Raw genomic sequence first — 12,932 nt, 5'->3', positions numbered from 1 at the left:
GTTACAGAGCCAGATTGGTGCCGGTGGCACGGTCGAACACGGAGATCTTCGCGGGGTCGTAGTAGAGCTCGACCTCCGCACCCCGGGCGGCAGTGGAATCGGCGGAGAGACGAGCGACCACCTCGTCGACACCGTCGAGCGGGGCGGCCTGCTCGCCCGGGCTCAGATCGGCGAGCGCGTCCACCCGCCCCGTCTCGGCTGGGACACCGAAGTGCACGAACTTATCCGAGCCCATCGATTCGAGGACGTCGACCTTGGCGGTGAACGTGAGTCCGCCGACCCGCTGGTTGGGATCGAGCAGGCGAGCGTCCTCGAAGTGCTCGGGGCGGATACCGACGATCACGTCACCGGTCTTATTGCCCGCGGCAGCGGCCTTGTCCGCGAGTGTGGGCGCGTCGAGTAGCAGGATCTCCCCGAGCGCGGTGTTGATCCCCACGGAGGTGAGCCGTCCGGGCACGAAGTTCATCGCCGGCGAACCGATGAAGCCTGCGACGAACAGGTTCGACGGGCGGTCGTAGAGCTCCTGCGGGGCGCCGATCTGCTGGACGTCGCCGCTCTTGAGAACCACCACACGGTCGCCGAGGGTCATGGCCTCGGTCTGGTCGTGGGTCACGTAGACCATGGTGGTGCCGAGGCGCTTCTGCAGCCGGGAGACCTCGGTGCGCATCTGCACACGCAGCTTCGCGTCCAGGTTCGACAGCGGCTCGTCCATCAGGAAGGCCTTGGGGCTGCGGACGATTGCGCGGCCCATCGCGACTCGCTGCCGCTGGCCACCGGAGAGTTGGCTGGGACGGCGGTCGAGGTGCTGAGTCAGGTCGAGGGTGCGCGCGGCGTCCTCGACCTTGGCGTTGATCTCATCCTTGCCGAGTTTCGCCAGTTTCAGGGGAAAGGCGATGTTCTCGCGCACCGTCATATGCGGGTACAGCGCGTAGGACTGGAAGACCATGGCGATGTCGCGGTCCTTGGGCGCCTTCTCGTTCATCCGCGCGCCACCGATGCGCAGCTCGCCGCCCGAGATGTCCTCCAGGCCCGCGATCATGTTCAGCGTGGTCGACTTTCCGCAACCCGAAGGCCCGACCAGGATCACGAACTCGCCGTCGGCGATCTCCAGGTTGATGTCGCTGACGGCGGTGCTGCCGTCGGGGTAGGTCTTGTTGACGTGGTCCAGGACGATGTCAGCCATAGTTTTGCTCCTTGAGTACTTTCCGACGTCAGCCCTTGACCGCGCCGGAGGTCAACCCGGCAACGATCCGTCGCTGGAAGATCAGCACGAAGATGATGATGGGGATGGTCACGATCACGGCGGCCGCCGAGATGGAACCGGTGGGGGTCTCGAACTCGCTACTGCCGGTGAAGTTCACGATCGCCACCGGAGCGGTGATCGACGCGTCCGTCGCGGTCAGCGACAGCGCGAACAGCAGGTCGTTCCAGCAGAAGATGAACACCAGGATCGCGGCGGTCACCACACCGGGCGCGGCCAGCGGTGCGATCACGCGGCGGAACGCCTGCGCCGGAGTGGCGCCGTCCATTTTGGCGGCCTTCTCCAGTTCCCAGGGGATCTCTCGGAAGAACGCCGAGAGGGTGTACACCGTGAGCGGCAGGGCGAACGTGATGTACGGCAGGATCAGGCCCGGCCAGGTGTTGAACAGCCCCACCTTCCGCTCGATGTTGAACAGCGGCGTGATCAGCGAGACCTGCGGGAACATCGCGATGAGCAGCGCCGCGCCCACGAACAACTTCTTGCCGGGGAACTGCAACCGGGCCACCGCGTAGGCGGCGAACATGCCGATGATCACCGCGATCACGGTGGAGATCAGGGCGATGCCGATCGAGTTGATCAACGGCCGGACGAATCCGTTGCCGGAGAAGATCGCGGTGTAGTTGTCGAGGGTCGGATTCTTCGGAATGAACGACCCGTCGCCGACCGTGGCGATCGGCTTGAACGACAGCGAGATGATCCACAACACCGGGATCAGCGCATACGCGATCACCAGCAGATCGATCGCGCTCCAGGCCAGCTTGCGGCCGGCGGTATTGGCAGCCATGTACTTTCCCCTACCGTCGATCGTCGGAGTCGGCGCCCGGCACTGCGGTACCGAAGGCCTTGACGAAGATGAATGCGATGATCGCGACGCAGATGAAGATCAGTACCGAGATCGCCGACCCCACGCCCAGGTTGAACGCCTTGAACAGGTTGTCGTAGCCCAGGATCGAGACCGACCCCGTCCCGTTGCTGCCGTTGGTGAGGATGTAGATGTTGTCGAAGATCCGGAACGCGTCCAGCGTGCGGAACAGCAGCGCCACCAGGATCGCCGGCTTCATCAGCGGGATGATGATCTTGGTGAGCCTGGTCCACGGTCCGGCGCCGTCGAGCGCGGCGGCCTTGAGCAGGTCGTCGGGCACCAGGGCCAGACCCGACAGCAGCAACAGCGCCATGAACGGCGTGGTCTTCCACACCTCGGCCAGGATGATCACGGCCACCGACGGCCGCTGCTCGGTGAGCGGTGCGGTGCCATCGGGCAGCAGGTTCGCCAGATAGCCGGTATCGGGAGTCCAGGCATAGAACCAGGAGAACGCCGCGACCACCGTGACGATGCCGTAGGGGATCAACACGACGGTACGCACCACCCCCTTGCCGACGATGGTCCGGTGCATCACCAATGCGATGGCCATGCCCAGCACGAACTCGATCACCACCGACACCACGGTGATCAACGTGGTCATGCCCAACGCCTGCCACCAGTAGCCGTCCTGCAGCACGGTGGCGTAGTTGCCCAGGCCCACGAACTCGTCCTGCCCGGGCGCGGCCAGCGACGACTTCTGCAGGCTCAGCCAGAACGCGTAGATGATCGGGTACGCCGTGACCGCGAGCATCACGATCGCGGCGGGCGCGATCAGCATCAGGCCCAGACGCTTCTCCGCCCGCTGACCCTCACTCGCGGGTGCGGGCTCTATCCGTTCGACGGTGGCGGTCGCTCCGGATGTCATGGCACCAGGCCCTTTCCATTCATGGCCTTCTCAGCCGCATCAGCGAGCCGGTCCGCGAGCTGTTCGGGATCCCACGCCCCCACCGGGGCGAGCGTGGCCTGGAGCAGCGTGGACATCGCCTGATACTGGGGTGTGATCGGCCGCACCGCGGCGGTGTTGTCCTGCAATTGGTCCCGGATCAGGGTGGCCATCGGGTAGGCCTTGCGGAACTCGGGATCGTCATAGAGCTTCGGCAGGACCGGTGGGGTACCGCCCTTGACGGCGTACTTCCGCTCGGCGGCCTCGTTCGTGAGGCAGGCGAGCGCCTCGAAGGCCTGCTTCTCGTACCGGGTGGTCTTCGAGACGGCGAAATTGATGCCGCCCACGGTGGTCTTCGCGGGCTTACCGGGGATCACCGATGGGAAGGGGGCGAAGTCGAATTTCTGCCGGGTCAGGTTGTTGATCTCGCCCAGCTGCGCGACCGTCGGCTCGGGCGGATTCTTCTCGTCCTTGGGAGGATTGAGCAACGCGTCGTACTTGGTGAGCTCGGGCAGGAACGGCACCGAGCCCGCCGCGGCGTTCTGCTTGACGCCCGCGAAAACGAAGGGCCAGTTGACTTGGAAGATCGCCTTGCCCGACTCCATCGCCAGGCGCGACTCGCCCTCTTTGAGCTGGGTGAACGATGGATCGCGGCCGGGCGCAGTGGCCACGGCCTTCATGATCGAGAGCGCCTTGACCGTGGCGGCGCGGTGCTCCGGGGTGTCGGTGAGCGTCACCGTCTTTCCGTCGTCGGCCACCATCCGGCCACCGGCGCTTTCGAGCAGCGAGTTGAACCACACCACCACGCCCTCGTACTGCGCGGCCTGGGCCTCGATCTGTGTCGGGCCACCGAGTTGACCGGATTTCTCCGCGTATTGCACCACCTGGTCCCAGGTGAGCTTGGGGACACCGGGGCCGATCTTGCGGCCGAGCACCTTTTCCAGCGCGTCCTTGCGGTACCAGAGCAGTTGGGTGTTGGTCCAGGCCGGCGCCGCGTACTGCTTGTCCTGCCACATGGCGGTCTTGAGCGGGCCCGCGAGCACGGTCTTCTCCGCCGTCCGGGTCAGATTCTCGGGCAGCGGGAGAATCCAGCCCGCCTCCGCGAACTCCGCGGTCCAGTTCACGTCCAGCCCCATCAGGTCCATGGTGCGGTCGTTACCGGTCACCCGACGGGCCAGTTGCAGGCGCTGATCGTCGGCGCTCTTGGGAAGGGCGTGGCCGACCACGGTGTACCCGCTGGTCGAACAGTCTCCGGCCACCTCTTTGACGAGGGTGGCGCCGTCGGCGGGCGCGTACACGTTGAGGGTGACGCCGTCCTCCTTGGCCCCGCAGCCCGCCAGGATCGTCACCCCCATGGTGGCGGCGATTCCGGCCGCAGCCAGCTTCGCGGTACGCCCAGGGGCGAACCCTGATCTCGGTCCGGTGCTCACGCTCCGCCTCCTTATGCCGCCCCCGACCGGAGGCGTCGCAGACGAAAGTTAGCGGACGCGAGCGGTGAGGTGAACCACATTCGGCATTATCGTGCCAGATCGGGCGTCCGGATTGCGCAGAGCCCGGGAATCGCCCGACGGTGCCGTCACCCTGCGGTGTGCGGGGCGACGGCGGGCGGCTGTGCCAGTCGCTGCAGAACCTCACTGAACTCGGCGTCCGGATCGACCTCGATCCCGATCCCGCGGGCGGCACCGTCGAGCACGAACCAGGTGATGTCCGTGAGTGATTCGACTACCTCGGCGCGGGTGAGATCACGAACCCGATCCTCGCCGCGCACCCAACTCGTGAGGGTGGACTCCACCATCGTGAAGACGACGAACGGCACGGTGACGAATCCGGTGGCGTCGCGGCCGGTGAGCGCCGAGATCCCGTCGATGGTGGCGTGCGCCCGCGTCACGATGCGCTGTTTGAGATCGCTCATCGCGTCCGGAGCATCGGGGGCGGCATCGCTGGGCCCGGAGCGCAGCAGGTCCACCAGGCGAGGGTTGTCCTGCATCCACCCGGCCGCCGAGGCGACGGAACGGCGAAGGATCTCCCGCAGAGTGCCGGTGGAGACGTCGAGGTCGGCCTCGAGTTCGGCGGCGAAGGTATCGACGACATAGCCCCGCAGTGCTCGCGCCAACTCATCCTTACTCTTGAACTGGCGGTACACCACCGATTTCACGAGCCCGGCGCGCTCTGCGATGCGCTGCACCGCGATCGGAGCACCCGGTTCGGATTCCTCGACGAGTTGGGCCGCTGCACGCAGGATCAGATCGCGCCGCTGCGAATTGTGCGCACGCCAGCGCAGTTCGTACCCGGAGCCGGGTTCCTCGGTGGGCGTGGCCATACCGGCCGATGCTACGCGCCACACAAGCGCGCGCATCGGCCTTGATCACGCCGCCTGCGCTGGGCGGGTGGGTTCGCCGCGGTAGCGGGCGTGATGGCCGTCGATCTTGAGCAACTTCCAGATCCGCCGACCCGTCGGCGTCATCAAACCGAGGTCGTCGGCGAGGGCACGCATCTCGGCGAAGTAGTCGTTCAACAGAGCGCGGGCGATAGGGCCGCGCCAGAAGGCCTCACGCCTGACCTCGCGTGGCACGTCGAACAGCTCGAAGAATTCCTTGGGCGGAGTGAAGATCTCGCCCACCAGCCAGCGCATCGCGAGCGGGAAGGCCAGCGCGCAGATCCGCTTCTGCCGCTTCGTCATCCCCTGTAGATGCGCGTGCAGGAATTCGTGCGCGAAGGTGATGTGCCGGGCCTCCTCGGCGACGTGGATCTGCATGGTGCGCAACACGAGCGGCGGCAGTTCACCGCCGTGCCGCATGATCGCCTTCTGGTAGTGGTCGATCGGCTCTTCGCCGCCGAGAATGCCCATGAAGAGGATCACGTGGGCGTAGCCGCCCAGCACGCCGATCATCGGCGACGCGCGGCGGAATCGCTTGCGCATACCGGGCACGTCGACGTCGATGCGGTTCACCAGCTCCTGGAACATCTGGATGTGGTTGCACTCCTCCGTCATCTCGTGGAGGCAGTAGCGGAACTCCGGCGACTTGTTCGGGAGCTTCATGATGTATTGCATCATTCCGCGGATCAGGATCGATTCGAAGGCCGCTCCCACCTTGATGGTGTTGGCCATACGCCACTTCCCGATCTCGATCTGGCGCTCCAGTGGCAGGTCGCGGTACCACCGGGTGGCACCGAGCGAATCGAGAGTGGGCGGCAGCACCCAGCGCGGGTCGTTCGGATCGAGGCGGAGTTCGGGCGATTCCCAGTCGATATCGAGGTACGGATCGAATCGACGGTGCACCGATCCGTCGGACAGGTCGGCGAGGGTGTCGACGTACCCCTGGTCGAATGCGGTGGCGCCGGTGCGTCCCAGGATGTCAGCCATGAGAGTCCTCCTTGTGATTCCTATCACCTCCTCGCAATTTAGCAGGACTGTTGGACCCGGTAAATAGTTTCGCCGCGATCTGCGCCGCAACGACGAACGCCGCCCCGCCACGACTACGTGGCGGGGCGGCGTCATCGACCGCTGGTGCGGTTACTGGATGTTGAGGCGGGCGAGCATGTCCCGCGCCTGCTCCGCATGGTGCGGATCGCACAGCACGTCGTAGCGACCCGCCACGAGCTGCATCGTCGACGAGAAATCGCGAGTGCCGCGCGAAGCGGCGTACGGCACGGCGGTCGAGATGAGGCCGAAGACCACGCCGCCGATCACACCGGCGATCACGGTGGTCGCAAGCTGGCCCATCACCAGGCCGACGAGCAGACCGAAGAACAGGCCCAGCCAGGCACCGGATCCCGCACCCGCACCCAGCACGCGCCCCCACGTGAGACGGCCCGTGATCCGCTCGACCTGCATCAGGTCGACGCCCACGATGGTCACGTTCTGCACCGGGAACTCCTGATCGGAGAGGTAGTCCACGGCGCGCTGCGCCTCGGCGTAGGTGGTGTAGGAGCCGATCGGCCAGCCGTTCGGCTTGGTCGGGAGCCTCCGCCCGCCGGCACCTCCCGGCTGGTTCTGACCCCCGGGCCCGGACAACGGATTGGACATTTCGGCGCCCTCCTTCGTATGTGACGTCGGAATCGAAACTACCCTGAAGACCATGTCGGCTGTCTCCAGAGTATTCGTGGCGCGGCTCGCGGGCCTCCCGGTGGTGGGCCCGGACGGTGAATCCATCGGCCGAGTTCGAGACGCCGTGATCGGTCTACGGTCCGACCGGAAGGCACCGCGCGTCCTGGGACTGGCCGTGGAACTCGCCAACCGCCGCCGCATCTTCGTCCCGATTCTCCGCGTGACCAGCATCGAAGCAGCCGCGGTGACCCTCAATACCGGCTCGGTCAGCCTGCGCCGCCTGCATCTACGTCCGGGCGAGGCGCTCGTACTGGGGCAGGTGCTCGGTACCCGCGTCCGGGTCGACGAGCCCGGTGAGAGCTACGACGGTGCCGACGCCTCCGTCGTGGACGTCGGCATCGAGCAGACCCGGACGCGCGATTGGGTGGTGCACCGTCTCGCGGTCCGGGTACGCGGCCGGGGACTGGGCCGACGGGGTGGCGTCCACGTCGTCGATCTCTCGCATGTCACCGGTTTCACGACCACGGCGATCACGCGCACCGACCAGGATGTGGCGGAGGCGCTGACCATGTACGACGATATGCGCGCGACCGACGTGGCCCAGGCGTTGCGCGAGTTGCCGACCGATCGCATGCTCGCGATCGCCGCCGCGTTCGACGACGAGCGACTCGCCGACGTCCTGCAGGAGCTCGGCACCGACGATCAGACCGAGGTGATCGCGCACCTGTCCAAGGCCCGCGCCGCCGATGTTCTCGAGGCGATGGACCCCGACGATGCCGCCGACCTGCTCGGAGAGCTCCCGGTCCGGCAGCGCGAGGAACTACTGACGGTGATGGACCCCGAGGACTCGGGCACCGTCCGGCGGCTGCTCACCTTCTCCCCCTACACCGCCGGCGGCATGATGACGCCCGAGCCGATCGTGGTCACCCCGTCGACCACGGTGGCCGAGGCGCTGGCGCGGGCCCGCAACCCCGATATCACGCCGGCGTTGGCCAGCATGGTGTTCGTCGTACGGCCCCCGACGGCCACCCCCACAGGCCGCTACATCGGTGCGGTGCACCTGCAGAAGCTCCTGCGCGAGCCACCCGCGGATCTGGTGGGAGGCATCGTCGACACCGATCTGCCGAAGCTCAGTCCCGACGATCCGCTCGGTGACGTGACCCGGTATTTCGCGGCGTACAACCTGGTGGCGGGTCCGGTGATCGATGCGGAGAACCACATGTTGGGTGCGGTATCGGTGGACGACCTGCTCGACCACCTGCTGCCCGAAGACTGGCGCGACGAGGACGAGAACCGCGTGGAGGAGGCCCGATGACCGATCGCTCCCGGCTCGATACGCCGCGGCTCAATCGCAGCATCGGTCTCAACCTCGGCGAGGACATGATCGGCCAGGGCGCCGAGCGCGTCGCCCGATTCCTCGGTACCGGAAGGTATCTCGCGATCCAGACGGTGATCGTGGTGGTATGGATCGCGATCAACGTCAGCTGGGTGGCGTTCCGATTCGATCCGTATCCGTTCATCCTGCTCAACCTGGCCTTCTCGACCCAGGCCGCGTATGCGGCACCGCTGATCCTGCTGGCCCAGAACCGGCAGGAGAGCCGCGACCGGGTCTCGCTCGACGAGGACCGGATGCGCGCAGCACAGACTAAGGCGGATACCGAATTCCTTGCCCGCGAACTCGCTTCGGTACGACTGGCCGTCGGCGAGGCCGCCAGCCGCGATTACATCCGCCGCGAACTCGACGACGTGCACGAGAAGCTCGATGCACTGACGGCCCTGCTGCAATCGCTGGAGCATTCGCAGCACAAGCCGAAGGAGAAGTCCCATGCGCCAGACTGATCCGCGCGAGCTGCTGTATCCGGTGCTACCGCCGCAGACCTACCGGGAACTGGGCATCGCACCGCCGCCGCCACCGCGCACCGCGTACGGGCAGGGCGGTCCGGTGTCCGCGTCGGGTACCCCCTATCTCACCGGGAGCGCCGTGACCGGCGGTACCGCAACCTATCCCGCACCAGCCCCTCCTGCGGCACCGGTCGGCAGACAGGTTCCCCCGTACCCCGGCCCGGTGCGGCCCGCACCATCGGGCACCGACCGGACGATCTGGATCATCGTGGGCGCCACCGCGATGATCATCGCGATCATCGTCGGCGCCACGTGGATCATCCTGTCCTCCCGGGGAGGGGACGACGAGGCGCAGATCCGATCCGTCATCCAGGCCGAGACGGACGCGCAGAACAAGCGTGACCTGAATGCCCTCATCGCTACCCGCTGCGCGACGGATCAGGCTCTCCTGCAACAGCAATTCACGCAACAGACCTTCGCTGCAGAGGTCGACTCGCTGATCGGGCCGGGCGGCAGTTGGAAAGTGACGGTGAAATCGGTGGCGGTCGATGCCGGCTCCGGCACCGCGACCGCGGAAGAGACGATCGAGCCGGTGGGCCAGTCGGTGTCGCTGCCGCAGACCATTACTGACACCGCCACCCTCCGGAAGGAATCCGGAGGGTGGCGGGTGTGCGTCAGTTCGGCGACGGTGCGCTGATCAGTAGCGGTAGTGCTCGGGCTTGTACGGGCCCTCGACGTCGACGCCGATGTACTCGGCCTGCTCCTTGGTGAGCTTAGTGAGGGTGCCACCCAGTGCCTCGACGTGGATCTTGGCGACCTTCTCGTCGAGGTGCTTCGGCAGGCGGTAGACCTCGTTGTCGTACTCGTCGGGCTTGGTCCACAGCTCGATCTGCGCGATCACCTGGTTGCTGAAGCTGTTGGACATGACGAACGACGGGTGACCGGTCGCGTTGCCCAGGTTCAGCAGGCGGCCCTCGGAGAGCACGACGATCGACTTGCCGGTGTCACCGAAGGTCCACTGGTCTACCTGCGGCTTGATGTTCAGGCGCACGGCGCCCGACTTCTCCAGGCCCGCCATGTCGATCTCGTTGTCGAAGTGGCCGATGTTGCCCAGGATCGCGTGGTCCTTCATCGCCTTCATGTGCTCGAGCAGGATGATGTCCTTGTTGCCCGTCGAGGTGATCACGATGTCGGCGTCGCCGATGGCCTGCTCGACGGTGACCACGTCGAAGCCGTCCATCAGCGCCTGCAGGGCGTTGATGGGGTCGATCTCGGTGACCTGCACGCGCGCGCCCTGGCCCGCCAGGGACTCGGCGCAGCCCTTGCCCACATCGCCGTAGCCGGTGATGAGCACCTTCTTGCCGCCGATGAGCACGTCGGTGCCGCGGTTGATGCCGTCGATGAGGCTGTGGCGGGTGCCGTACTTGTTGTCGAACTTGCTCTTGGTGACCGAGTCGTTGACGTTGATCGCCGGGAAGGCAAGCTCGCCTGCGGCGGCGAACTGGTACAGCCGCAGCACGCCGGTGGTGGTCTCCTCGGTGACGCCCTTGACCGACTCGGCGATCGTCGACCACTTGGTGGCGTCCTTGGCCAGCGACTCGCGCAGCAGGGCCAGGAACACCTGGTACTCGGCGCTGTCGGCGTCCTCGTCAGTGGGCGGGACGACGCCCGCGGCCTCGAACTGCGCGCCGCGCAGCACCAGCATGGTGGCATCGCCACCGTCGTCGAGGATCATGTTGGCCGGCTCGTTCGGCCAGGTGAGCATCTGCTCGGCGCACCACCAGTACTCCTCCAGCGTCTCGCCCTTCCAGGCGAACACCGGCACACCCTGCGGCGCCTCCGGAGTGCCGTTCGGGCCCACCACCACTGCCGCAGCGGCCTCATCCTGGGTGGAGAAGATGTTGCAGGAGGCCCAGCGCACCTCGGCGCCGAGCGAGGCCAGCGTCTCGATCAGTACCGCCGTCTGCACCGTCATATGCAGCGAGCCCGAGATCCGAGCACCCTTGAGCGGCTGCACATCGGCGTACTCACGACGCAGCGCCATCAGTCCGGGCATCTCGTGCTCAGCCAGACGCAGCTGCTTGCGGCCCGACTCGGCGAGCGAGAGGTCCGCAACCTTGAAATCGATTCCGTTCGCCGTATCGGCGGTCAACGCAGTAGTCACGTTCCCCAGGCTATCGCTACCAGTGTGTTCAGCACCCGCCGCCCCGCTGCTCGACGCGGGTACGTGCGCCAGATTCCCGCTCCCGATATGCCTTCCCGCTCCCCTCACAACGGGGGCGGGAAGCCGAAACGGGAGCGGGACGACGATCACAGCGGAGAAGCCGCGGTAGACAGTCTGCCTACCGCGGCTTCGTCCACGAACGGCCTACCGCGGCTTCGTCCACGAACGGTCAGTCGGCCAGCGACTCGATGACCTCGCCTCGCTCGCGGCGGCCCAGCACCGAGTGGTTCTTCGAGTAGACGAAGTAGACGATCACGCCGAGCGCCATCCACACCACGAACCGGAACCACGTCTCCAACGACAGGTTGAGCATCAGCCAGCCGCAGGCGAGCACAGAGAGGATCGGCACCAGAGGTACGAGCGGGGCACGGAATCCGCGCTTGAGGTCCGGGCGCTGTTTCCGGAGCACGATCACGCCGATCGACACGAGCACGAACGCGAATAGGGTGCCGATGTTGATCAGCGAGGCCAGCTCGCTCAGCGGCACAAGACCGGCGAAGACCGCGACCACGACGCCGACGCCGACGGAGATCCGCACCGGGACACCTCGATCGGAGGTCTTGGCCAGCTGGCGCGGCAGCAGGCCGTCCCGGGCCATGGCGAACAGGACGCGGTTCTGGCCCATCAGCAGGACCATCACCACGGTGGTCAGGCCGGCCAAAGCGCCGATCGAGATGATCGTCGCGGCCCAATCGACCCCGTTCAGGGAGAACGCGTAGGCGAGGTTCTTCTCCTTGCCGTTGCCCGCGCTGGTCGCCAGATCCTTGTAGCTCGCCATACCGGTCACCACCACGGTGACGGCGATGTACAACACGGTGACGATCGCCAGCGACCCGAGAATGCCGCGCGGCACGTCACGCTGCGGACGCAGAGTCTCCTCCGCGGAGGTGGCGACGATGTCGAAGCCGATGAACGCGAAGAACACGATCGACGCGCCTGCGAGCACGCCGTACCAGCCGTAGGTCGACCCCGATCCGCCGCTGATCACCTGGAACAGCGTCGATGACCAGGAAGCCCCGCTGCTCTCACCGGGAACCGACTCGGGGACGAACGGGCTGTAGTTGGAGCCCTTGATGTAGAAGGCGCCCACCACGATGACGAGCAGCACCACGGCCACCTTGATCGCGGTGATCACTGCGGAGACGCGGGAGGAGACCTTGGCGCCGAAGGTCAGCAGCACCGTCAGCACCGCGACGATGAGCATCGCGCCCCAGTCCACCCGGACACCACCGATCTCCACGACCGGTGCCGCGGTCCCGAACACGGTGCCCACGTAGCTCGACCACCCGCTCGCGACGGCAGCCGCAGCGATGGAGAACTCCAGAACCAGGTCCCAGCCGATGATCCAAGCGGCGAATTCGCCGAAGGTGGCGTACGAGAATGTGTAGGCCGAGCCTGCCACCGGGAGCGTGGACGCGAACTCGGCATAGCAGAGTGCGGCGAGCCCGCATGCGACGGCCGCGATCACGAACGACACGGAGACCGCGGGTCCGGCGAAATCGCCGGCGGTCGAGGCACCGACCGTGAAGATGCCCGCGCCGACGACGACCGCGACCCCGAAGATCGTCAGATCCCAGGCGGTGAGCTGCTTCTTCAAGCGGGTGCCGACGACTTCGGTATCGGCGATGGACTGCTCCACCGTTTTGGTGCGCAGCAGCGGGTTAGACATGGGGTTCTCCCTCTCCGATTCCCGAACGTAAGATTTAGATCAAACACCACACCAGCCCCATCGCGCGACACTTTGCCCAGCGCACGACCTGGGAAACAAGAAAGTTAACCACACAAGTTACTCCTCGGTGTTACCGGCGAGTA

The 12,932-nt window shown here is 66.3% G+C and carries 12 protein-coding genes; 3 read left to right on the top strand and 9 right to left on the bottom strand.

The features are described 5' to 3' along the window. Position 1 precedes the first annotated feature (1 nt). The 7 genes from TPAU_RS06005 to TPAU_RS05975 all read right to left on the bottom strand — a co-directional run bounded on the left by TPAU_RS06005 (position 2) and on the right by TPAU_RS05975 (position 7,033). Positions 2–1,183: an ABC transporter ATP-binding protein gene (locus tag TPAU_RS06005; RefSeq protein WP_013125871.1), complete on the bottom strand. Its 1,182-nt coding sequence runs from the start codon at positions 1,181–1,183 to the stop codon at positions 2–4. A gap of 28 nt (positions 1,184–1,211) precedes the next feature. Further along, positions 1,212–2,045: a carbohydrate ABC transporter permease gene (locus tag TPAU_RS06000; protein WP_013125870.1), complete on the bottom strand. Its 834-nt coding sequence runs from the start codon at positions 2,043–2,045 to the stop codon at positions 1,212–1,214. 10 nt (positions 2,046–2,055) lie between these two features. Then, the gene (locus TPAU_RS05995; RefSeq protein ID WP_013125869.1) at positions 2,056–2,988 is read right to left on the bottom strand and encodes a carbohydrate ABC transporter permease; all 933 of its coding nucleotides are present in this window, start codon (positions 2,986–2,988) and stop codon (positions 2,056–2,058) included. Then, positions 2,985–4,436, bottom strand: coding sequence for an extracellular solute-binding protein (locus tag TPAU_RS05990; RefSeq protein ID WP_013125868.1), 1,452 nt, complete (start codon positions 4,434–4,436; stop codon positions 2,985–2,987). The genes TPAU_RS05995 and TPAU_RS05990 overlap by 4 nt, the downstream gene beginning before the upstream one ends. A gap of 146 nt (positions 4,437–4,582) precedes the next feature. Next, entirely contained in the window at positions 4,583–5,326 is a 744-nt protein-coding gene (locus TPAU_RS05985) for a TetR/AcrR family transcriptional regulator (protein WP_041944312.1), read from the bottom strand. Between the two features lie 45 nt (positions 5,327–5,371). Beyond that, a complete protein-coding gene (locus tag TPAU_RS05980) occupies positions 5,372–6,370 on the bottom strand; it encodes an AurF N-oxygenase family protein (protein ID WP_013125866.1) in 999 nt (332 codons plus the stop codon). Between the two features lie 150 nt (positions 6,371–6,520). Then, positions 6,521–7,033: a general stress protein gene (locus TPAU_RS05975; protein WP_013125865.1), complete on the bottom strand. Its 513-nt coding sequence runs from the start codon at positions 7,031–7,033 to the stop codon at positions 6,521–6,523. 52 nt (positions 7,034–7,085) lie between these two features. Between TPAU_RS05975 and TPAU_RS05970 the strand changes: the two genes are divergently transcribed. Genes TPAU_RS05970 through TPAU_RS05960 form a run of 3 tightly spaced genes read left to right on the top strand, consistent with a single transcriptional unit; the run spans position 7,086 to position 9,593 of the window. Next, positions 7,086–8,369: a magnesium transporter MgtE N-terminal domain-containing protein gene (locus TPAU_RS05970; RefSeq protein WP_013125864.1), complete on the top strand. Its 1,284-nt coding sequence runs from the start codon at positions 7,086–7,088 to the stop codon at positions 8,367–8,369. Beyond that, on the top strand, positions 8,366–8,893 hold the full coding sequence (locus tag TPAU_RS05965; RefSeq protein ID WP_013125863.1) for a DUF1003 domain-containing protein: 528 nt from the start codon (positions 8,366–8,368) through the stop codon (positions 8,891–8,893). Before TPAU_RS05970 ends, TPAU_RS05965 begins: the two co-directional genes overlap by 4 nt. Continuing rightward, positions 8,880–9,593: an Rv0361 family membrane protein gene (locus TPAU_RS05960; RefSeq protein ID WP_013125862.1), complete on the top strand. Its 714-nt coding sequence runs from the start codon at positions 8,880–8,882 to the stop codon at positions 9,591–9,593. The genes TPAU_RS05965 and TPAU_RS05960 overlap by 14 nt, the downstream gene beginning before the upstream one ends. Here TPAU_RS05960 and ahcY read toward each other — a convergent pair whose 3' ends face one another. Both ahcY and TPAU_RS05950 read right to left on the bottom strand, forming a co-directional pair. Further along, entirely contained in the window at positions 9,594–11,069 is a 1,476-nt protein-coding gene (gene ahcY, locus TPAU_RS05955; RefSeq protein ID WP_041944766.1) for an adenosylhomocysteinase, read from the bottom strand. 220 nt (positions 11,070–11,289) lie between these two features. Beyond that, complete coding sequence (locus TPAU_RS05950; protein WP_013125860.1) at positions 11,290–12,789, bottom strand: amino acid permease; 1,500 nt, start codon at positions 12,787–12,789, stop codon at positions 11,290–11,292. Positions 12,790–12,932: the final 143 nt, after the last annotated feature.

This window comes from Tsukamurella paurometabola DSM 20162 (assembly GCF_000092225.1).
Lineage (GTDB): Bacteria > Actinomycetota > Actinomycetes > Mycobacteriales > Mycobacteriaceae > Tsukamurella > Tsukamurella paurometabola.
The sequence above is the reverse complement of the archived record's forward strand: the minus strand, read 5'-3'. Positions and strand labels throughout refer to the sequence as shown.

Excerpts from the sequence above, each read along its gene's own strand:
- TPAU_RS05980 (WP_013125866.1), bottom strand. The coding sequence starts at position 6,370 with ATGGCTGACATCCTGGGACGCACCGGCGCCACCGCATTCGACCAGGGG.
- TPAU_RS06005 (WP_013125871.1), bottom strand. The coding sequence starts at position 1,183 with ATGGCTGACATCGTCCTGGACCACGTCAACAAGACCTACCCCGACGGC.
- TPAU_RS05950 (WP_013125860.1), bottom strand. The coding sequence starts at position 12,789 with ATGTCTAACCCGCTGCTGCGCACCAAAACGGTGGAGCAGTCCATCGCC.
- TPAU_RS05970 (WP_013125864.1), top strand. The coding sequence starts at position 7,086 with ATGTCGGCTGTCTCCAGAGTATTCGTGGCGCGGCTCGCGGGCCTCCCG.
- TPAU_RS05975 (WP_013125865.1), bottom strand. The coding sequence starts at position 7,033 with ATGTCCAATCCGTTGTCCGGGCCCGGGGGTCAGAACCAGCCGGGAGGT.
- TPAU_RS06000 (WP_013125870.1), bottom strand. The coding sequence starts at position 2,045 with ATGGCTGCCAATACCGCCGGCCGCAAGCTGGCCTGGAGCGCGATCGAT.
- TPAU_RS05960 (WP_013125862.1), top strand. The coding sequence starts at position 8,880 with ATGCGCCAGACTGATCCGCGCGAGCTGCTGTATCCGGTGCTACCGCCG.
- TPAU_RS05965 (WP_013125863.1), top strand. The coding sequence starts at position 8,366 with ATGACCGATCGCTCCCGGCTCGATACGCCGCGGCTCAATCGCAGCATC.
- TPAU_RS05985 (WP_041944312.1), bottom strand. The coding sequence starts at position 5,326 with ATGGCCACGCCCACCGAGGAACCCGGCTCCGGGTACGAACTGCGCTGG.
- TPAU_RS05995 (WP_013125869.1), bottom strand. The coding sequence starts at position 2,988 with ATGACATCCGGAGCGACCGCCACCGTCGAACGGATAGAGCCCGCACCC.